Here is a 17,846-nt window from a genome sequence, read left to right on the forward strand (position 1 = left end):
GAGTGAGCAACCGGCGAAAGGAAGACGCACGGATCGGCCGCCCGTTGCGTGCAGTGTCGAATTGCGCGCATTTCGCACAGGCGAGCGGCGGTCTCGAACTAGCCTGAAGCTTGCCAGGATCTGGACGAGATCTATCCAAAACCTTGCCGGGAACCCGCCTAGAACTTGCGCAGGATGGGCCGCGTCTCGGCAGGCTCGTTCTTGTCCTGGTAGATCGGCACCGTGGCCCGCAACCATCCGCGGGTCTCGAAGCCGGCGTAGTTGCGCTGGACGACGTCGCGGGTGACGTAGGCCTGGAGGTTCACGGGGCCGAAATTGTAGCCCACGAGGCCGCCCACCGCGAACTGGCCCTGGCGCGCATAGGCCGGGTTGGTGGTGGGCAGGTCGGTCGAGCCGAAGGCCACCGGCCCGACCTCCCACTTGCCGAAATGCTTCGTCGCCGTGAGGTCGAGGTTGAGGAAGTCCGGGTAGAAGGTCCCGCTCGACGAGCGCGTGTCGAAGAAGGTGCCGTAGAGGAAGTTGGCGGTCAGGTTCCAGCCGTCGCCGTTATAGGTGATGGCGAAGCGCTGGTGCAGCACGGGATTCTGGATGACGATCTTGGTCTCGCTCGGGAGATAGGCGCCGAGGAGGTAGCTGAAGTTGAGGTCGTGTCCGAGCTTCCAGGCGACCTGCGCGGCGAGGAGTGTCTGGCCGAACCCGCTCTGGTAGGCGGCGCCCTGGGTGCTGGAAGCCGTGATCGGCTGCAGCACCACGAATTGCAGCCGTCCCCCGACGATCTCGGCCGGCGTGGCCCAGATGAAGGACGGCAGGTTGATGTTCGAATCCGTCCCGCGCGGGCGGGTGTCGCGCGAGCCGAAGCTCGACGTGTCGATGAAGTAGAGGCCCACGGGCAGCGGCGCGCCCGGCGGCTGCCCCACCGTCTGGCCCGGCTGGGCCGAGGAGCCGGCATCCGCGGCGGTGCCGGCCATCCCGAGGGCGAGGGCGGCGGCCGCCGCGCGGTACGTCGTCCGGAGTAACCCTGCTGTCGTCATGCTGCGGTCCAAAACCAGGCCATCGTCCCCGGGCTCTCATGGCATGCCGGCGCGCCTTCGGGGGGCTTCCCGTGCCGGGAACGCACGGTTGCGGGGCCGGCGTCGCCCGGGCGCAACACAGGCGGCGGGTCAGGGCCGTCCGCCGCCGAGGACGAGGCGCAGGGAGCGGGCGAGTTCGTCGCGGCGATAGGGCTTGTTCAGCACCGGCAGCTCGCCCTGGCCGATGACCTGGCCCTCGTCGAGGTTGGCGACGTAGCCCGAGGTGAGCAGCACCTTGAGGCCGGGGCGCACCCGTTGCGCTTCCGCCGCCAGCTGCGAGCCGTTCATGCCCCCGGGCATCACCACGTCGGAGAACAGGATGTCGATGCGCCCGACCCCCTTCAGGTGGTCCAGGGCCTCGGCGGCATTGCGGGCGACGATGACCCGGTAGCGCAGCTCCTCCAGGCTCTCCACGGCCATGCCGAGCACCTGTTCGTCGTCCTCCACCAGCAGGACGGTCTCGCCCTCGTCGGCGCGGCGCAGCGGAAGGCTGCCGATCGGCGCGGCGTTCGGCTCCTCGCCGGCGGGGTCGGTGGAGCGTGGGAAGTAGAGCCGCACGCTGGTGCCGGCCCCGACCTCGGAGGCGATGTCGACGAAGCCCTTGGCACTGCGGGTGAAGCCGTAGACCTGGCTGAGGCCGAGGCCCGTGCCCTTGCCGACCTCCTTGGTGGTGAAGAAGGGCTCGAACACCCGCTGGAGACGGTCCGGCGAGATGCCGGCGCCGGTATCCGTGACCGTGACCACGATGTACGGGCCGGGGGGCACGCCCCGGTCGGCCACGGCCGCGGTCCCGAGGTGGATGTTGCGGCTCGTCACCGCGACCCGGGCATGGCCGGGCCTGCCTTCCATCGCGTCGCGGGCGTTGACGATCAGGTTCAGCACCGCGGCCTCGAACTGGGCCGGGTCGATGCGGATCGGGTCCAGGGCCGGGTCGAGCTCGAAGGCGAGCTCGACCGCGCCGCCGGCCGCGCGCTCGGCGAGCGGCCTGAATTCGAGGAGCAGGCGGTTCGGGTTGAGGGTCTGGGGGCGCAGCATCTGCCGGCGCGAGAAGGCCAGGAGCTGCTGGGTCAGCTGCTCGCCGCGCCGGGCCGCGCCCATGGCGGCCTCCGCCAGCCGCGTCACCCGGTCGATCTGCTCGGGGCGGCGCAGGATCATGTCGAGGCCGCCGACGATGACGGTGAGCAGGTTGTTGAAGTCGTGCGCCACGCCGCCGGTGAGCTGCCCGATCGCCTCCATCTTCTGGGCTTGGCGCAGGGCCTCCTCGGTGACGCGCTGGTCGGTCCGGTCCATCAGGATGCCGGCGGTGCGGATCGGAACCCCCGCCTCGTCCCGCTTGACCTGGCCGCGCATCGCGATCCAGCGCACGGTGTCGTCGGTGCGCCGGATCCGGCATTCGAGCTCGAGCCGGTCGGTATGGGGCACGGCCGCGAAGGCGGCCTCGGCGGCGTGCCGGTCCTCCTCCGCGACGTGGGCGAGGAAGGTCTCCCGGTCCCAGTCGCGCCCCGGAGCCGCGTAGCCGAAGACCGCATCGAAGCGGGGCGAGCGCCGGGATGTGGCGGTGACGTGATCGACGTCCCAGGAGGCCAGTCCGGCGGCATCGAGGGCGAAGGCCAGGGTCTCGCGGGCGGTCTCGACCTCCCGCGTCCGCTCGGCGACCCGCATCTCCAAGCCTTCGTTCGCCTGGCGCAGCAGCGCCTGGGCCCGCTCGCGCTCCCCCAGATAGGCACGGGCCTGGTACTGGCGGCGGCGGCCGCGCAGGGCCGAGGCCACGGCGCTGGCCAGGGTCTCGGCATTGATCGGGCGCTCGAGCAGGACGACGTTGCCGAGGCGCTCCAGAAGGTCGGCCGCGCGGGTCGGGCGACGGCCGGCCTGGCGGGTGGCGAGGACCACGAAGGGAAAGTCCGACCACGGGGCCTGGGCCTCGAGCCAGGTGAAGAGCGGGCCCTCGTCGCCCTCGGGCAGCGCCTCCTCGGTGACCAGCGCGGTGCCGGCCCCGTCCCGGAGGCCGTCCACCCAGGCCGCCGCATCCGCGCAGACCTCGGTCGCGACGCCGGCTCCGGCCAGCACCTGGACGATCACGGCAGCGTCCCGCCCCCGCGGCGCCAGGACGAGGACGCGCTCCTCGAGGGGGCCTGCCCCGATCACGTGGCCCCGCCGTCGGAGGCGCCCGAGAGCATGGCGACGCGGCCGTGATAGGCGGGCAGGCCCGTCAGCACGCCCTGGAAATCGCCCAGGGCCTCGCCGACGCGCAGGCCCTCGGGCCCGAGCCGCAACTCGCGGATGCTGCGCTCGTGCGCGTTGACGCGGCTCTTGACCACGGAGATCGCTGTGCGGACCTCGCCCTTGGCCTCGAAGAAGCGGAACAGCACGATGCAGTCGCTGAGGTAGCTCAGGTCGACGTCGCTGCGGACCTCGCCGACGATCCCGTGCTGGCCGAGCACCAGCAGGGTCGTGACGCCCTTCTGGTTCAGGTAGCTCAGGAGCTCGTGCATCTGCAGGATGAGGAAATCCTCGCCCGGCATCGCGTGCAGGTAGGCGTTGAGGCTGTCGACGCCCACGAAGGTGGAGCCGCGCTCCTCGACGGCCCGGCGCACCATGGCGGCGAATTCGCCCGGCGAGAGTTCGGCCGGGTCGATCTGGGTGATCGTCAGGTGACCCGCCGCGATGTGGGGCGTGAGGTCCATGCCCAGCATGGCGGCCCGGGTGAGCAGGGTCGCGAGGCCCTCGTCGAACAGGTAGTAGGTCGCGGTCTCGCCCCGCGTCAGGGCGGCCAGCATGCAGGCGATGCCCGTGGTGGTCTTGCCGACGCCGGAGGGCCCGATCAGCAGGGTGTTGGTACCCGGGACGAGCCCGCCGCCGAGGAGCAGGTCGAGTTCGGGCGAGCCCGTCGACTTGCCCGTGGCATCGAAGGTCGCCCGATGCTCGGCGGCCACCAGCCGCGGGAAGATCTGGAGGCCGCCGGTCTCGATGACGAGGTCGTGGTAGCCGCCGCGGAACTTGATGCCGCGCATCTTGACCACGCGGAGGCGCCGGCGCTCCGAGCCGAACTCGCGCGTGGTCTGGTCCAGGGAGATGACGCCGTGCGCGATGCTGTGGAGCTGCACGTCGCCGGTCTCGGAGGTGCGGTCGTCGAGCATCAGCACGGTGCAGGCGCGCTTGGCGAAGAACTGCTTGAGGGCGAGGATCTGGCGCCGGTAGCGCAGGGGGCTCTGGGCGAGGAGGCGGAGTTCGGAGAGGCTGTCGAACACCACCCGGGCGGGCTTCACCGCATCGACCCGGGCGATGACCTCCGTGACGGTCTCGCCGAGTTCGATCTCGGAGGGATGCAGGATGGACTGCTCGCTGTCGGGGTCGAGGCCGAGTTCGTTGACGAGTTCGTAGACCTCGATGCCGTCGAGGGACCAGCCGTGGGTGGCCGCCGCCGCCGTCAGTTCGTCGGCGGTCTCCGAGAGGGTCACGTAGAGGGTGCGCTCGCCGCGATCCAGGCCGTCGCGCAGGAAATGCAGCGCCAGGGTGGTCTTGCCGGTGCCCGGCGTCCCCTCCAGCAGGTAGAGGCGGCTTCCGGTCAGGCCGCCGCCGAGGATGTCGTCCAACCCGGGAACGCCGGTGGAGACGCGGGCGCCCACCACGGGTGCCGTCTCCGATCCCTGCTTGCTCATCAACCCCACCGTTCCTCGGGCCCAACGCTTCAGGCCCATTTCTTCGGGCCCATTTCTTCAGGCCTGTTTCTTCGGGCCGATCAACGCGCGACCGTAGCGGCTCCCGACGTGCTTGTCAGGAAGCCGCGGTGCGGCCTCGTCGACCGCCCGCCCGGGCGATGCCGGCATCCGGACGCGCGGCCGGAGGATATCCACACCCGGGCCCGTCGCGCCCGCCCCGGCGAGCCCGCCGACCGGTCGCAGGCGCCGCTCCGGAACTGCCCCAGCCGCGTGAGGTTGCTTTGACATGCCGACGGACCTGCCGAGGCCCATCGTGATCGAGACGCGAATGCCGTTGCGCCGCCGCCTGCTGCAGACCGGCGGCGGGATCGTGGTGTCGGCGATGCTGGGAACAGGGGATTCCGTGAGCGCCGAGACGGACCATGCCGCACCGGCCGAGGCCCCGACGGGCCGGCGACCGAAGACCCTCGATACCGCGTACTTCCGGGGCATGTATGCCACCGACCCCGATCCCTGGCGCTTCGCGAGCAGCGCCTACGAGCGGGACAAGTACGCCGCCACCCTCGCGGCCCTGCCGCGGGACCATTACGCCTCGGCCCTCGAGGTGGGCTGCTCGATCGGTGTCTTCACGCATCAGCTCTGCCCCCGCTGCGACGCGCTGCTCGGGCTCGACGTGGTGCCGTCGGTCCTCGATCAAGCCCGGCTCCGCTGCGCCGACTGTCCGAACGCGCGCTTCCGGCTGAACGCGGTTCCGGGCGACTGGCCGGAGGGCCGCTTCGACCTGATCCTGATCTCGGAGGTCGCCTATTACCTCGATCGGACCGACCTCGACCGCCTCGTGGCACGGGTCGGGGGCGCGCTGCAGCCCGAGGCGGACATCGTGCTCGTGCACTGGCTCGGCGTGACCCACTACCCCCTGTCGGGCGACGAGGCCGCCGAGGGCTTCATCGCCGGGGCGCGCGGCTACGCGCGGGTCCTGACGCAGGCCCGAACCGACCAGTACCGCCTCGACATCCTGCGCGCGGCCTAGGCGCCGCGCTCTGCGAGGCCGGACGGGATGTCGCTGGCCTGAAAGCCCAGGCCGGTGAAGAGGCCGACGCCGATCAGGTCGGCGACGACGATGGCGGTCGCCGTCAGGGTGGAAACCGGCGGCCGCGGGTGTTCTCGCGCCCTGCATCGAGGCTCCCGGTTCCCCTCGCGTCCCCGCCGCATGGAACCCGAGCCTCGGCGGCCTCTTCCCTTGGTTGAGAGACGAACCGGAGACGGCACCATGAGTTCGGACACGACGCCGACGCAGGCCCACGCCGACCCGTCCGGGGGCAGGGCGCCCTCGGTTGCGGACGGGACCTCGCCGTCCAGGGACGGGGTTTCGCCACCCAAGGGCAGGTCCCTGGTCGAACCCCGGGTCAGCGACGATCCGGCCGGGGCTGGCCCGACCTCGCCCGGCCGGGTCACGCCCTCCCGCGACGCCGGCCCGGAAACGGGGGGCTACGACGACCACTCGCCGAGCCGACACCCGACGAACGAGAAGGGCGGCTATGGCGCCGGCTGAGGCGGGACGATGACCGACGACGCGGAACGGGCCGCCTGGCGAACCCGCGGCCTCGCGGCCGGACGGGCCCATGCCGAGGCTCTGGCGGCCCGGATGCGGGGCCAGGGGGCGGAAGCCCCCGAGGTCCAGGACCTGATCGGGTCGATCGGCCTGCGCCTGCAGGACGAGGCCCGGGCGCTGCGTGATGGCGGCACCCCGGAGGCCCTGATCGAGGAATACACCCGGGCGGTAGTCGAGAGCGTGATGCTGGGAATGCACGCCCTGCACGCCGCTGACGGCACGCCGCCCGGCTGATCGCCCCGATACGGCGCAGAGGGTGTTCCGCCCGGCGCGGAACACCCTCTGGCTTGCGGTTGGCCGATCCGAGCGACGTCCGGGCGACTCAGTCGTTGACCGCGGGGATCGCGAGGGGGGGCGTCTGTTGATGCTGCACGACGCGCCAGACTTCGTGCGAGATCCGCCGGTAGGTCGAGGTACAGTTGGCCTCGTAGGATTCGTCGTCGCGCGACGCCTTGGCGTTGTAGGCGATGACGATCAGGCCTTCCTGGGGCCGCGAGATCTGCCCCTTGGCGATCTCGATCGTCGACCAGCGCGGCGTGGCGGCCACCGCCTCGATCGCCTGCGTGCCGCTGAGCACGAAGGGCGGATGCGGCAGGACCATCAGGCATTCGTCATCGACCAGCTCGCGGTAATGGTCCGCGTCCCCGGTCCACAGGCTCTTCTCGAACGACCAAACGCGATCATCGTCCATGGGCAGTCTCCTCACCTTCGCAGAGTCGAAGGATGACGCCCCTTGCGCGCGGTTCGTTCCCTCGCGCGCAGCGATGGAGCCCCATGCGGCCCGGCTATCGCCCGGCTCGGATCGGCGCGTCCGGGGGAGGACGAAGGCGGCGGCACGGCGCCGTGCGCCGCGGGCGCGAACCCGTCCGCCGTCACGCCAGCGGAATGTGCCTGCTTCCCGAACGCGCCGGCGGGCAGCTCGAAGCCCCGTCGGCAAAGGAAGGGTCAGGGAGATCCCGAGGCGCACCGCAAACCCACGGTCGACCGATCGTAAGGATCTGGATCGACTGACGTTTCCGGGCTCGGATGGCGCGTCAGGAGAATGGTGCCCAGGGACGGAATCGAACCGCCGACACTGCGATTTTCAGTCGCATGCTCTACCAACTGAGCTACCTGGGCCTCGGCCGGTTCGCGTGAGCGGCACCGGCTGGAGCGGGGGTATAGGGGGTGGATTGCGGGCTGTCCAGCCTGGATTGCGAAGAGATTTGCGGAGCGATTTGACCGGCGGATCGGGGCCCTCAGCCGGTCCGGTCCGGGCGGGGACCGATGCCGTCGGCATCCTCGTCCTCGTCCTCCACGGTCGGGATGGCGTAGCGGTCGGTGAGCCAGCGCCCGAGATCCACGTCGGCGCAGCGGGCCGAGCAGAACGGCACGAAGCCGGGCTCGGGCGGCTTTCCGCAGATCGGGCAGGGATCGGGCTTGGGAGGGCCCGCCCGCCGGCGGCCGCTGTCGGGATCGCTCATGCCGCCCCTCCCCAGGCGCCGCGGACCGGGAAGCCTTCGCCGTCGAGCAGGCTCACGGTCTCGTAGAGGGGCAACCCGACCACGGCGCTGTGCGATCCCACCAGCTTCACCACGAAGGCGCCCGCCAGTCCCTGGATGGCGTAGCCGCCGGCCTTGCCGCGCCACTCGTCGGAGGCGAGGTAGGCCTCGATCTCGCGCGCCGACAGGCGCTTGAACCGGACCCGGGTCTCCACCACCCGCTCCCGGCGCACGTCCTGGGGCGTGAGCAGGCAGACGGCGGTGTAGACCCGGTGCTGGCGCCCGGAGAGGAGGCGCAGGCAATCGGCCGCCTCGTCGGGCAACTCGGCCTTCGGCAGCACCCGGCGCCCGACGGCCACGACGGTGTCGGCCGCGATGAGATAGGCATCCCGCATGTCGTCCCGGCGCCGCGCGGCGGCTCCGGCCGCCGCGAGCTTCTCGCGCGCGAGGCGCCGGGCGAGCTCGCGCGGGGTCTCGGACTTGCGCGGCGTCTCGTCGATATCCGCGGCCAGGAGCGCGTCAGGCTCGATGCCCACCTGCTGCAGGAGCGCGAGGCGCCGGGGGGAGGCGGAGGCCAGGATCAGGCGGGCGCTGCGACCCTGGGCCGGAATGTCGTCGGTGATCGTCACGTGCGGGCCGTCATGGGGAGAACAGGTGTCCTGTGAGGGGGATGGATCGGCGGATGGCCGCGCCACGCCCTGCGCGCGGACCGACCCCGCCGGAAAAGCGGGCGGAACCTAGCGGAAAGCCCCGGCCTTGTGAACGCGCCCTCGGGGCGGGGCCAGGACGGGGACGAGGGCCGCGTGGCTCAAGGCCCGTGGACAATGGGTGCGGGTCTGGTATGGTCCCGCTCGTGGCCGCACAGGCCACCGCCGCGGCCACCGGTCCGCGTCGGGCGGGCGTAGTTCAGTGGTAGAACGTCAGCTTCCCAAGCTGAATGTCGTCGGTTCGATCCCGATCGCCCGCTCCATTAGAAAATTCAGCATTTGTAGCTAGTTAGGTGTTGCGTCCCGGGTGCATCAGACGGGGTTCCGTTCCGCTCCGTACAACCATTGTACAACAGTACGAGGCGGCCGGCCTTTTGATTTGCTGCGTAATTCTGAGCGTTAAGCAATCCTGCCGATCCGACCGTTGAAGGTATGGGTTCGTCCGTTTGCGAATGATTCCGGTGCCGCCGGTCAAAGAAATGAAATTGAAATGAAATTCGCGTTTTATGAACATCGCGGTGGGCTCCACAACCACACACTAGGTCGTGAATTGACCTGACCGGTATTTTGGACCGAGCCGAGTGAGAGGCTACTGCATGGTAGCGGTCAGGGGTAGCCGGAAGGCCAGATCCGGGAAGGTGACAGGCGCGGGCGGCCGGTAGCCCAAGGACGAATGCGGCCGAACGCGGTTGTAGGTATTCTGCCAGATCCCAATCACGGTCTGTGCCTCCTTCAGCGAGTAGAAGATTTCTTGGCGTAGGCACTCGTCCTTCAGCTTGCCATTGAAGCTCTCACAGTAGCCATTCTCCCACGGCGATCCTGGTGCAATGTACTGGATCTGCGGGCCGGTTTTGGCGACCCACTTCCGCAAAGCCTTCGAGATCATCTCTGGGCCGTTGTCGCAGCGGATGTTGTCTGGGATGCCATGCAGCACATCGCATCGGCCAGGGCCTCGATCACGCCCAGGCTGTTGATGTGCCTCGCGACCTTGAGCGCCAGGCAGGCGCGACTGTGTTCGTCGATCAGCGTCAGGATACGCAGGCTTCGCCCGTCGTGGGTCTGGCCCTGCACGAAGTCGAAGCTCCAGACGTGATTGCAATGGAGCGGCCGCAGCCGTACGGAGGAGCCGTCGCTCAACCACAACCGGCTTCGCGGCCGATGCTTTTGCGGGACCTCGAGCCCCTCGCGACGCCTGATCCGCTCACCCCGGTCCTTGCCCACCTGCCAGCCCGCGGCCTGCAGCAGCGCGGCGACGCGGCGGTAGCCAGAGCGTCTGTGACGAAGACGCCAGGGCGACGATGGCGCGGGTCAGCGCATCCTCGTCAGCCGGTACCGTGGGCACGTAGCGTTGCGTGCCCCGGTGCTGGCCGAGATTCGGCAGGCGTGGCGCTCCGAGAGACCATACTTCTCACGAATGCCGTCGACGGCCTGCCGGCGTCGCTCCGGGGCTATAAGTTTCCCGCGGCGACGTCCGCCAGCACCTGTTTCTCCAACGATAAATCAGCCACGAGCCGGCGCAATCGCGCGTTCTCGCGCTCCAGATCCTTCATCCGACGTGCCTGGTCGATCTGCAGCCCCCCGTATTCCTTACGCCAGCGATAGTAGCTTTGCTCGGAGATCTCTGCCTCCTTGCACGCCAGAGCCAAGCTCTTGCCCTGTGCCGTCTGCACCTCGATCTGGCGCAGCTTCAGAACCACCTGCTCCGCACCCGTCTTCTGACCTCGCTTCATGTCCAGCTACTTCGGTCCCGGCTGATCCTCTCAATCAGCCCGGTCCAAAGCCAGCCGGTCAGGTCAGGATGAAAGCCGGGTCCGCAGCCGCCGGCCACGAATTCGATGGCGGGCTCACCGCGGCCCCCTTCGTAGGGATCGAATGAAAGGGAGGCCGCGTGGGCAGATGTTGCCAGAGCGAGTCCGGCGGCCATCACCGTAGCGATCCCGAAGGCCTTCACGCGCACCATGACCTGAACCTCATTTGGCGTCCGGTCATCTGCTCAACCGACCGGTCCGATCAAAGCTGCGCCTCATCGGCTGAACCATGGCTGACGCCTTCCACGGCGTACCGTTCAGGCTTTGCTGTAGGCGGCATCCATACGAAACCTGCCGGCGGGGCTCTGGATCAGGCACCGCGCACGATGACCGGCGTCCTGTTCATCTCCTCGGGGCAGGTGGGCCGTCTACGGCTTCACGGCCCTCGTGTTTCTTTGGAACCAACGGGATGGCTGCGAGTTATGCGCCCCCAAACAATATGGTAAGTAAAACCCTAACGCAGTGTTGGATCAATCCAGGCTTCACCAATCTGATCTGAGTGTTGCGCGTCTGCACTAGTGGTCAGGTCTACCCTGTCTGTAAGGTCACTTCACACCGCACCGAGAGTGCGCATCAGATCTCCCCCGGCAGACCGACCATGATCAAGACGCTCATCCTCGCCAGCGCCGCTACGGCTCTCCTCGCCGGCGCCGCCTCCGCCGCTGACCTTCCGCGCCGTGCGGCTCCTCCGGTGTTCGTGCCGGTGCCGGTGTTCACCTGGACCGGCTTCTACGCTGGTTTCAACGCCGGTTACGGCTTCGACGCCTCCAGCAACAACCAGGCGACCGTCATCGGCGTGAACCCCGCCAGCACGCTGGTTCCCGCTGGCACCGCCGTGATCGCCTTCCAGAACGGCCGGAGCAACGACGGCTTCGTCGGCGGTGGTCAGGTCGGCTACAACTATCAGTTCACCCCGGGTTCGGGCGTCGTGATCGGCGTCGAGGCCGACGCCCAGTACGTCGACTTCGGCCGTGACCGGAACCGCTTCAACGTCATCAACAGCGTTGCGGGTGTCAACGGCGTCGCTGCTCAGCAGGTCTTCAACCCGGCCGGCGTCTCGGGCCTCGACTACTTCGGCACCGTCCGCGGTCGCCTCGGCTACGCCTTCGACCGCACCCTCGTGTACGGCACCGGCGGCTTCGCCTACGGTTCGGGTGGCGGTCGTGACTTCGGTCTGACCAACCGTAGCCGTGATGACTTCCAGACCGGCTGGGCTGCCGGCGGCGGCGTCGAGTACGCGCTCCCCACCGACTCGTTCCTGAACTTCTTCAAGTCCTCGGCCGTCACGCTGAAGATCGAAGGTCTGTACGTGAACCTCGACCAGGGCAACCGCAACAACGGCGCCTTCGCGGTCAACAACGTCGGCACCGTCGTCACCACCACCAGCCCGGGCGTCGTCCTGGTCAGCGGCGGCCGTCAGGTGCGCGACACCGAGTTCGCCGTCGTCCGCGCCGGCCTGAACTACAAGTTCGGCTCCTACTAGGATCGATGGGGCTTTTCGGTTCGGCCTGAGCGTCCCCAGCCCCGATCACCTGGCCGCTTTCGTCGTAACGCGCCTCGAGGAGTCATCCTCGAGGCGCTTTCGTTTCTCTTCTGCCTGGGACCCCGTGACGTGGCCTGCGAGCCGCGGGGAGCCCTTTAAGGTTCTCCTAACCGCGATCGTCCCACGCTCGACCGTATGACCAAGCGCTCGATGAAGAAGACCGGCCGGCTGATCCTGTGGCTCTTCGCTCTCGCTTCCGGCGGGTTCGTTGGCTCGCGGCTCGTCGATGCGAACCGAACGGGCCAGCCGATCGTCGCGGCATCAGACCGGAGCGAGCCGGAAGCGACTGGCTCGATCGATCAGAGATCGATGCGCTGGTGCGGGGCGGCGCCATGGTGCCATTGAGGCCCTATCGATGCAGAGCGAACGCTCGCCGCTGGGATGCGTCGTGAACGCGTGGAGCCCTACGAGCCCTTGTCCGCTTTTTCCTTGGCAAGCCGAAGGGCCTTGAGACGCGCCGTCTTGTCCTCCGTCGCCTGCTGGGTCGCGTCGTAGTCGGCTCGGGCCTCGCCTCCAGCGCGCGCCCGTTCCAGATGTTTGGCGGCCTTCGTCTCACGCCGATCCTGGGCGCCACTGTCATCGCTCGTCATGGTGCGGTTCCTCTTCGACCTCGATGACCGGGGATATCAGCGTGCCTTTCCCTGGCCGCTCGTGGTCCAACCGTGTGCCTGGATCGCCTTGGCCAGTTTGCCCTGCATCTCGGGCATCACGGACTGCATCCACTGCTGCGTCCCAGCCAGTTGCGCTTGGGCGAGTTGCGGCTGCGCCGTGACCAGGCGCTTACCGGCCGGCGTCGCGTAGAACGCCGCGATCGCCTGCAGGTCGTCCTCCCCGAGGGCCGACGCGAAGCTGCGGGCCTGGATGTCGAGAAGCTCATCGTAATGCGCGGTCAGGGTTGGCATCACGACCTCCTGCACGAGGGTCTGCGCCTGGTCCTGCCGCTTGATCCCGATCTGCTGCATCATCCCGACCATGGGGGTCGCGATCGCGTTCAGGAGTGCGGTCCGATCGCCCTGCATCTGCATGACCACCTCGCGGACCGCCTTCAGCGTGGCCGGGTCGGATGTCGTGGCGGGTGCCGCTGGTGAGGGCACAGGTTGAGCCAATGCTGCGCACGGCAGAGTGACCCCGAGGCAAAGGCAAGCGATGAGCCGAGAGATGCGCATGGCTGTTCCGATCACGGGCATCGCGCGCTCCGATGCTACGCGACCACGGCGAACTGCTATCACACTTCCTGGTCAGAACTGTCCCGGCTGACACCCGTAGGGTGGGACGGCGCGGGGAAACCTATCCTTGATGCGCTCGCAGCCCCAGGACCGTAAGGATGCGGGCAGGCGACGGTTCACCTCGATGCCCACCTCGTCGTAGGGCGAGGCACCGGACGTCACGTAGCTGTACCAGCGCCAGCCGATCATTCCGAAGCCAGCGATGAGGATCCCGCAGGCCACCGTCATGGCCAGGGCCAGTCGCGATTGAGGGCGCGGTGCTTCGCCGGCCATTCCGGTCTCCTGCATATCGACGGCGTCATCCGTAGCCCGATCGGCGTGACGACGTCGACGCCGAGCCGAACGGGGAGCCGTGGGACGCCGATAGTCGCGCCATGCGAAGGCGGCGCTGCATCGTCGTGCGAGCTCGGAGGCTGACGAGAGCGGCGCGGAGATCCAAGAGACGATCTACCGGCCGCGTGAACGCGTCCCCCGACCGTGCTGAACCGCACATCCGCGCCCCGAATTCGGGCGCATCACACGTGCGGTCGTCGTCTTGCCCCCCTTCGACGACCACAACGAGCGGCGCAGCGGCTTGCAGGCCCTGCGCCGTTTGCATGTTCCATGAACCGAGGTCGCGACGGTTGAATGTCAGCGTCTAGCTGGCAAGGCGCTGCGTCTGACGCTTGGCAGCATCGAAGGCCTGAAGATCCAGGGCGAGGTTGATGATCTGCGCGCTCTTCAGGCGTGTGGGTTCGATCGCGCTGCCGATGCCATGCTGCAGATAGACCTCCTCGACCTCAGGCGTCCGCATGGCGCCGCCCATGGTCCAGTTGGGGAAGGATCGGCTCGGGCTGTTGCGCGCATCCATGATGGTTGCCGTCGTGTGGCGCGGATCGCGTGCAATACGGGTGTAGGTCGCGCTCACCTGGGCCTGCTCACCCTCAAGGATCTGGATGAACCAGGTCTTGTCGAAGATCAGGAACCCGGTGATCCCGTCGCGGCTGTTGTTGCGCTGGGAGGCCGCAACGATCTCTCGCAAATTCGTCAGCATCGCTCGGTCGTTACCGAGGACGACGTTGCGACTGTAATAAACAAGCTGGTGGATCATCGCAGGGTTTCGTTTCTACCATCAGGCGTTGTGTGAGTAGATTTTTGCCCCTCACGACCGGGTGACTCGATAACGCCGGACCTCTGAAAATTGTTTTCGGTCAGATATGCTTGTTTGATGGCTGAGTTAATCAAACGATAAGGCCTGACAACGTGAATCTACCGAAGAACTATTCAGACGGATCTTTCCGGGCTCCCGTTGCCACTATCCGCATCATCGTATCCGGCAGGGGACGCTGAAGCTCCAGCGCGATCTCCGTAGGGGCCGCTAGCCAAGTGCTCCATTCCTCCGGCGTCGTCAGCAGCACCGGCATGGCCTTCGGATGGATGGGGCCGACGACGCCGTTGGCCTCACAGGTCAGAAACGAGAACAGGCGGTGCTCCTCCTCGATACGATCGGGGTTCTCGGCCTTCGTGCCGCGCACGCCTGTCCAGGGGCGCCAAATGCCCGCGAAGGCAAACAGTGGCCGGTCCTCGTTCAGGGCAAACCAGGTTGGCGTCTTCTTGGGTTTGGTGTCGGCGTACTCGCTGAAGGACGACACCGGGACGAGGCAGCGGTACTCTGGCTTCAACCAGGGTCGCCAATGCGGACTCTTCACGTTGCGCACGTTGGTGACAGGATGCTCGCCGAACTGCTTCGGGCCCGGGATGCCCCAACGGAACATCTCCATGACGCGCTCACCTTCCTCGGCCACGCGCACGACGGGCGCACGCTGATCGGGAAAGATACCCGGCAGAGGCGGCAGGTTGCCGGCGCGGTCCGACGACACGCCGAAGGAGGCACGGATCTCGGCCTGGGGCGTGACCAGACTGTAGAGGTTGCACATGGCTCAGGTCCTCGACGGCAGCCCCGTCGGTGTTGGGCCACCCGTGGTGTCGAGCTTGGCCCGGCACGTCATGCCGTAGACGTTGGGCGTCCGGCTTCCAACTTCGCGCTGGAAGCGACAGGTTTGCGTCAGGGCCAGGTACACGTCCAGCACCGAGGCATGCGCCCCGAAGCGCTGGCGCAGCCGCCCAAGGGCATAGGATCCGCGCCGTCCGCAGGGACTGCACGCGACGACGATGCGTTCGGCGCGCACATCGCACAGGCGCTCCATGTCAGGTGCCCTGACCGGAGACGGCACCGCGAACGTAGCCATAAGAGATCCGTCGTTCGGCCGTCGCCAGCCTTGCCTCCAGGCTGATGATGTCCTCGATGGCCTGAAGCAGGGCACGACGCGCGTCGCCGCCGGCCGCTTCCTCGTAGGCCAGGGCGATCATCTCGGCCGCGCTCATGGAAGCCAGCTCGGCGATCTGTTCTGCGGTCATAGCCCTTGTCCTGCATTGGTACAAAACAGGAACATTCTCTTGGGCCCTAGGGTCAAACGCTTTGTGGATGACCTGTGCAGACTGGGGATAGGCGGCAAAAACTCCTTGCCAGGGGCAGCGTCACGCTGGGCCTCACATTCAGCCCGGCTCAAAGCCAGCCATTCAGGTCAAACTTAGGTGCTTTTGGTATTCTCTCGTCTGAAGCCGCAGGTCAGGCCATCGCCTAGGCGAGCACTAGAATGCCGCCGAGAAACATTCCGTAGGTGGCCACCACGGCGGCGACCTCGCGGTGCTTGCGTAAGACGGAGCGGGTGCGTGACATCAACTGGGACCAGGAGCGGGCGTGCAGCCTCTTCCTGATCGACCAACTATGCCGATGTGAGGGCTCGTAGCGCCCGAATGCGTGAGAAAAGCCTGCCGTAGCGTGGCGGTCACATAAATCGTTGGCCGCGCGATCCTGGCTGAAGCGTCAGGATTTCGGAGCCCTGGTGGTTGGCCGACTATCGGGCTCCTGGGTCGCTGATCGCACCGGCGACTGCAGCGGTCAGGGCTGCCGTCATCATGCCGAGGAAGGTCACCGTGATCATATCTCAGGTCCTGTCGAAGTGTGGCTCAGGCGCACCAGCGCCGCTGAATCACGACATGGCTCCCAATTCGTTTACGAGCCGTTAACCCTCACGCGAAGCCGCCGCGCAGCTTAAGCTCTGGCGCAGGAAAAGACCCGCCGCAGCCAGGGCCGGGCGGGTCGGTGTGGGCTCCGGTCGGTGGTGGCTGGGCTACAGGTTGAGGAAAGCCTGGGCCGATCCGACGATGGTGAAGACGAGGCCGCCGGCGAAGGCGGCGACCATGGCGTAGGAAAAGCCTTTCAGCAGCATGGGGGTCTCCGTCGCGGGTCCGATCAGCAGCGGTTTCCGCCGGAGGTCTGGCCGTACTGCTGGGTGGGGAAGTTCTGCTGATTGGCGTTGCCCTCGGCGGCCGAGCTCATCGGACAACCGAGATAGGCCGGGGGACGCCGCATATCGTTGACCGAGCCCGTGGTCTCGACATCGTAGGGGGCGAACGAGGTGTAGCGGGAGGGGCTGTCATAGGCCATGGCGGACGAGATCGGAGCAACGCCGAGGACAAGGGCGGTGGCGAGGGCGGCGATACGGGTCTTCATTGTGGCTTACTAGCTCCTACACAGTACGAGCCAAATGTCTGGCCCGTTTCTCTCTGTCTGAAACTAATATGGGAAGCCGTTTTCATTCTTGACGTGTCAGGGGACACGTCATGCGCCGGATTAAAGTCGAGCGCCGCAAATCTGACCTCAGCTGATCTGGTACAAGCTCGGACGACGCCTTCTAAAGCATTGTCGTTGATATAGGTATACCAAGTACGGTCATGGTCTGGAATGTCGGGCCGAGAATCAAATTCCCCTCGGTTGCCCGTCCGAGATCCGGTCCGGGCTACGATCCCTCGCGTGCCAACCCCATATCTCGGTCCAGAGCGGAGAAGATATCGTGTTCACAGTGAAGGGGATCGATCCGAGCGGGGGGGCCATGAGTTTTGCCTGCGGCACGGACGAACAGGCGATGGAGAAGACCTGGGAGCTACGGCGGCGGGGCTTCCGGGACGTCGTGGTCGTCGATCCCAAGGGCAAGGAACTCGGCGATGGGGCGTTCGAGCGTTCCTTGGAGATCGACTGGGAGTGAGCCACGCGGCAGGCGGGTCACCCGGTGCGGGGCTGTAGCGCGTGCAGATAAGCGCGGCGCGACCGCATCGCGGCGAGTGTGTCCTCGATCTGCCCCAGGATTTCTAGGATCGCCGTCGAACTCTCCCCCCCCGGCTGCCGAGGGTGTGAAGGGTTGCGATGTGCTCATCCCGATGCGCCTCACTCTGGGCGATCAAGTCATCGAGCACGTCGACCGTCTCCGCGGGCAATCCGTCCATATCCCCCCTCCGTTCAACCGTCCCGGCTTTGGCTGCCGTCGACACGGGATGGAACGTTCAGGATGGCTTTTGGCTTGGCCCGGAAGAACCGTTTTTCGCGAGCCTGGATCCGTCGGACTGCTGGTCAGATAATACGGCCTCCCGGCTCGATCAGCCCGTGCGCCGACCCTGTTCGGCCTCTGCACGCCAGGCATCGCGCTCGCGCTCGGCCTGCGCCAGTCGGAGACGCAGAGCCTCGTTCTCGGCGTGCTGTTCACCCGCGTCGACAGCCAGCTCGACGCACTGGTCCTGAACATCCGAGAGTTGCTGGCGGAGCTCCGCATTCTCGATGACCAAGGCAAGGAAATTGGTGCTGCGCTGATCGCTCATTCCGTCCCCATACCCCATTCCTGCTGGGGTCGCGGGTCTATCTCA

The 17,846-nt window shown here is 67.4% G+C and carries 22 protein-coding genes, 2 tRNA genes and 1 pseudogene; 7 read left to right on the forward strand and 18 right to left on the reverse strand.

Annotated features, from left to right (window positions below; translation table 11 throughout):
- Positions 1-158 precede the first annotated feature (158 nt).
- The 3 genes from ACXJY8_RS22150 to ACXJY8_RS22160 all read right to left on the reverse strand — a co-directional run bounded on the left by ACXJY8_RS22150 (position 159) and on the right by ACXJY8_RS22160 (position 4,729).
- Positions 159-1,031 (reverse strand): transporter, encoded by an 873-nt coding sequence (locus tag ACXJY8_RS22150; protein ID WP_463773836.1) that lies wholly within the window; start codon positions 1,029-1,031, stop codon positions 159-161.
- A gap of 129 nt (positions 1,032-1,160) precedes the next feature.
- Positions 1,161-3,215, reverse strand: a complete 2,055-nt coding sequence (locus ACXJY8_RS22155) for an ATP-binding protein (RefSeq protein ID WP_463773841.1) — start codon at positions 3,213-3,215, stop codon at positions 1,161-1,163.
- Positions 3,212-4,729 (reverse strand): ATPase domain-containing protein, encoded by a 1,518-nt coding sequence (locus ACXJY8_RS22160; protein WP_463773843.1) that lies wholly within the window; start codon positions 4,727-4,729, stop codon positions 3,212-3,214. The genes ACXJY8_RS22155 and ACXJY8_RS22160 overlap by 4 nt, the downstream gene beginning before the upstream one ends.
- A gap of 490 nt (positions 4,730-5,219) precedes the next feature.
- On the opposite strand from ACXJY8_RS22160, the gene ACXJY8_RS22165 reads away from it, so the two are divergent.
- From ACXJY8_RS22165 to ACXJY8_RS22175, 3 genes are all read left to right on the forward strand, one after another.
- Positions 5,220-5,759 carry an SAM-dependent methyltransferase gene (locus ACXJY8_RS22165; RefSeq protein WP_463780912.1) on the forward strand — a complete coding sequence of 180 codons (540 nt, stop codon included), beginning with the start codon at positions 5,220-5,222 and terminating at the stop codon, positions 5,757-5,759.
- 240 nt (positions 5,760-5,999) lie between these two features.
- Positions 6,000-6,281, forward strand: a complete 282-nt coding sequence (locus ACXJY8_RS22170; RefSeq protein WP_463773847.1) for a hypothetical protein — start codon at positions 6,000-6,002, stop codon at positions 6,279-6,281.
- 9 nt (positions 6,282-6,290) lie between these two features.
- Complete coding sequence (locus ACXJY8_RS22175; RefSeq protein WP_463773850.1) at positions 6,291-6,575, forward strand: hypothetical protein; 285 nt, start codon at positions 6,291-6,293, stop codon at positions 6,573-6,575.
- An 88-nt stretch (positions 6,576-6,663) separates the two neighbouring features.
- On the opposite strand, the gene ACXJY8_RS22180 is transcribed toward ACXJY8_RS22175, so the two are convergent.
- From ACXJY8_RS22180 to ACXJY8_RS22195, 4 genes are all read right to left on the reverse strand, one after another.
- Positions 6,664-7,032, reverse strand: coding sequence for a DUF4440 domain-containing protein (locus ACXJY8_RS22180; protein WP_463773853.1), 369 nt, complete (start codon positions 7,030-7,032; stop codon positions 6,664-6,666).
- A gap of 352 nt (positions 7,033-7,384) precedes the next feature.
- Positions 7,385-7,460: transfer RNA gene (locus ACXJY8_RS22185), tRNA-Phe, on the reverse strand.
- 119 nt (positions 7,461-7,579) lie between these two features.
- Positions 7,580-7,804 carry a DNA gyrase inhibitor YacG gene (locus ACXJY8_RS22190; RefSeq protein WP_463773857.1) on the reverse strand — a complete coding sequence of 75 codons (225 nt, stop codon included), beginning with the start codon at positions 7,802-7,804 and terminating at the stop codon, positions 7,580-7,582.
- The gene (locus tag ACXJY8_RS22195; RefSeq protein WP_463773860.1) at positions 7,801-8,451 is read right to left on the reverse strand and encodes a Maf-like protein; all 651 of its coding nucleotides are present in this window, start codon (positions 8,449-8,451) and stop codon (positions 7,801-7,803) included. The genes ACXJY8_RS22190 and ACXJY8_RS22195 overlap by 4 nt, the downstream gene beginning before the upstream one ends.
- 266 nt (positions 8,452-8,717) lie before the next feature.
- Here ACXJY8_RS22195 and ACXJY8_RS22200 point away from each other — a divergent pair.
- Positions 8,718-8,792 (forward strand) — tRNA-Gly (locus ACXJY8_RS22200).
- A 326-nt stretch (positions 8,793-9,118) separates the two neighbouring features.
- Here ACXJY8_RS22200 and ACXJY8_RS22205 read toward each other — a convergent pair.
- A pseudogene (locus ACXJY8_RS22205) lies at positions 9,119-10,259 on the reverse strand (IS3 family transposase).
- Entirely contained in the window at positions 10,256-10,489 is a 234-nt protein-coding gene (locus tag ACXJY8_RS22210) for a GCG_CRPN prefix-to-repeats domain-containing protein (protein ID WP_463773862.1), read from the reverse strand. Before ACXJY8_RS22210 ends, ACXJY8_RS22205 begins: the two are co-directional and overlap by 4 nt.
- Positions 10,490-10,935: 446 nt before the next feature.
- Here ACXJY8_RS22210 and ACXJY8_RS22215 point away from each other — a divergent pair, with 446 nt between their 5' ends.
- The gene (locus ACXJY8_RS22215) at positions 10,936-11,820 is read left to right on the forward strand and encodes an outer membrane protein (protein WP_463773864.1); all 885 of its coding nucleotides are present in this window, start codon (positions 10,936-10,938) and stop codon (positions 11,818-11,820) included.
- 195 nt (positions 11,821-12,015) lie between these two features.
- The gene (locus tag ACXJY8_RS22220; RefSeq protein ID WP_463773868.1) at positions 12,016-12,225 is read left to right on the forward strand and encodes a hypothetical protein; all 210 of its coding nucleotides are present in this window, start codon (positions 12,016-12,018) and stop codon (positions 12,223-12,225) included.
- A 59-nt stretch (positions 12,226-12,284) separates the two neighbouring features.
- Here the strand turns inward: ACXJY8_RS22220 and ACXJY8_RS22225 are convergent, their stop codons facing one another.
- The 8 genes from ACXJY8_RS22225 to ACXJY8_RS22260 form a co-directional block, all read right to left on the reverse strand.
- Positions 12,285-12,470, reverse strand: coding sequence for a hypothetical protein (locus ACXJY8_RS22225; protein ID WP_463773871.1), 186 nt, complete (start codon positions 12,468-12,470; stop codon positions 12,285-12,287).
- Positions 12,471-12,506: 36 nt separating this feature from the next.
- On the reverse strand, positions 12,507-13,067 hold the full coding sequence (locus ACXJY8_RS22230; protein ID WP_463773874.1) for a DUF2059 domain-containing protein: 561 nt from the start codon (positions 13,065-13,067) through the stop codon (positions 12,507-12,509).
- A 51-nt stretch (positions 13,068-13,118) separates the two neighbouring features.
- Positions 13,119-13,379, reverse strand: a complete 261-nt coding sequence (locus ACXJY8_RS22235) for a hypothetical protein (protein ID WP_463773877.1) — start codon at positions 13,377-13,379, stop codon at positions 13,119-13,121.
- A 364-nt stretch (positions 13,380-13,743) separates the two neighbouring features.
- Positions 13,744-14,196 (reverse strand): BLUF domain-containing protein, encoded by a 453-nt coding sequence (locus tag ACXJY8_RS22240; protein WP_463773880.1) that lies wholly within the window; start codon positions 14,194-14,196, stop codon positions 13,744-13,746.
- Between the two features lie 169 nt (positions 14,197-14,365).
- The gene (locus ACXJY8_RS22245) at positions 14,366-15,022 is read right to left on the reverse strand and encodes an SOS response-associated peptidase (RefSeq protein WP_463773882.1); all 657 of its coding nucleotides are present in this window, start codon (positions 15,020-15,022) and stop codon (positions 14,366-14,368) included.
- Between the two features lie 3 nt (positions 15,023-15,025).
- Positions 15,026-15,292: a hypothetical protein gene (locus ACXJY8_RS22250; protein WP_463773884.1), complete on the reverse strand. Its 267-nt coding sequence runs from the start codon at positions 15,290-15,292 to the stop codon at positions 15,026-15,028.
- A 1-nt stretch (position 15,293) separates the two neighbouring features.
- On the reverse strand, positions 15,294-15,503 hold the full coding sequence (locus tag ACXJY8_RS22255; RefSeq protein ID WP_463773886.1) for a hypothetical protein: 210 nt from the start codon (positions 15,501-15,503) through the stop codon (positions 15,294-15,296).
- A gap of 898 nt (positions 15,504-16,401) precedes the next feature.
- Positions 16,402-16,662: a hypothetical protein gene (locus ACXJY8_RS22260; protein ID WP_056219636.1), complete on the reverse strand. Its 261-nt coding sequence runs from the start codon at positions 16,660-16,662 to the stop codon at positions 16,402-16,404.
- A 340-nt stretch (positions 16,663-17,002) separates the two neighbouring features.
- Between ACXJY8_RS22260 and ACXJY8_RS22265 the strand changes: the two genes are divergently transcribed.
- A complete protein-coding gene (locus tag ACXJY8_RS22265) occupies positions 17,003-17,194 on the forward strand; it encodes a hypothetical protein (RefSeq protein ID WP_463773889.1) in 192 nt (63 codons plus the stop codon).
- Positions 17,195-17,582: 388 nt separating this feature from the next.
- On the opposite strand, the gene ACXJY8_RS22270 is transcribed toward ACXJY8_RS22265, so the two are convergent.
- On the reverse strand, positions 17,583-17,801 hold the full coding sequence (locus ACXJY8_RS22270) for a hypothetical protein (RefSeq protein WP_463773891.1): 219 nt from the start codon (positions 17,799-17,801) through the stop codon (positions 17,583-17,585).
- Positions 17,802-17,846: the final 45 nt, after the last annotated feature.

This window comes from Methylobacterium sp. TK31, from assembly GCF_055361545.1.

Excerpts from the sequence above, each read along its gene's own strand:
- ACXJY8_RS22245 (WP_463773882.1), bottom strand. The coding sequence starts at position 15,022 with ATGTGCAACCTCTACAGTCTGGTCACGCCCCAGGCCGAGATCCGTGCC.
- ACXJY8_RS22150 (WP_463773836.1), bottom strand. The coding sequence starts at position 1,031 with ATGACGACAGCAGGGTTACTCCGGACGACGTACCGCGCGGCGGCCGCC.
- ACXJY8_RS22180 (WP_463773853.1), bottom strand. The coding sequence starts at position 7,032 with ATGGACGATGATCGCGTTTGGTCGTTCGAGAAGAGCCTGTGGACCGGG.
- ACXJY8_RS22240 (WP_463773880.1), bottom strand. The coding sequence starts at position 14,196 with ATGATCCACCAGCTTGTTTATTACAGTCGCAACGTCGTCCTCGGTAAC.
- ACXJY8_RS22215 (WP_463773864.1), top strand. The coding sequence starts at position 10,936 with ATGATCAAGACGCTCATCCTCGCCAGCGCCGCTACGGCTCTCCTCGCC.
- ACXJY8_RS22165 (WP_463780912.1), top strand. The coding sequence starts at position 5,220 with ATGTATGCCACCGACCCCGATCCCTGGCGCTTCGCGAGCAGCGCCTAC.
- ACXJY8_RS22220 (WP_463773868.1), top strand. The coding sequence starts at position 12,016 with ATGACCAAGCGCTCGATGAAGAAGACCGGCCGGCTGATCCTGTGGCTC.
- ACXJY8_RS22250 (WP_463773884.1), bottom strand. The coding sequence starts at position 15,292 with ATGGAGCGCCTGTGCGATGTGCGCGCCGAACGCATCGTCGTCGCGTGC.
- ACXJY8_RS22235 (WP_463773877.1), bottom strand. The coding sequence starts at position 13,379 with ATGGCCGGCGAAGCACCGCGCCCTCAATCGCGACTGGCCCTGGCCATG.
- ACXJY8_RS22270 (WP_463773891.1), bottom strand. The coding sequence starts at position 17,801 with ATGAGCGATCAGCGCAGCACCAATTTCCTTGCCTTGGTCATCGAGAAT.
- ACXJY8_RS22255 (WP_463773886.1), bottom strand. The coding sequence starts at position 15,503 with ATGACCGCAGAACAGATCGCCGAGCTGGCTTCCATGAGCGCGGCCGAG.
- ACXJY8_RS22175 (WP_463773850.1), top strand. The coding sequence starts at position 6,291 with ATGACCGACGACGCGGAACGGGCCGCCTGGCGAACCCGCGGCCTCGCG.
- ACXJY8_RS22260 (WP_056219636.1), bottom strand. The coding sequence starts at position 16,662 with ATGAAGACCCGTATCGCCGCCCTCGCCACCGCCCTTGTCCTCGGCGTT.
- ACXJY8_RS22230 (WP_463773874.1), bottom strand. The coding sequence starts at position 13,067 with ATGCCCGTGATCGGAACAGCCATGCGCATCTCTCGGCTCATCGCTTGC.
- ACXJY8_RS22190 (WP_463773857.1), bottom strand. The coding sequence starts at position 7,804 with ATGAGCGATCCCGACAGCGGCCGCCGGCGGGCGGGCCCTCCCAAGCCC.
- ACXJY8_RS22210 (WP_463773862.1), bottom strand. The coding sequence starts at position 10,489 with ATGGTGCGCGTGAAGGCCTTCGGGATCGCTACGGTGATGGCCGCCGGA.
- ACXJY8_RS22170 (WP_463773847.1), top strand. The coding sequence starts at position 6,000 with ATGAGTTCGGACACGACGCCGACGCAGGCCCACGCCGACCCGTCCGGG.
- ACXJY8_RS22225 (WP_463773871.1), bottom strand. The coding sequence starts at position 12,470 with ATGACGAGCGATGACAGTGGCGCCCAGGATCGGCGTGAGACGAAGGCC.
- ACXJY8_RS22160 (WP_463773843.1), bottom strand. The coding sequence starts at position 4,729 with ATGAGCAAGCAGGGATCGGAGACGGCACCCGTGGTGGGCGCCCGCGTC.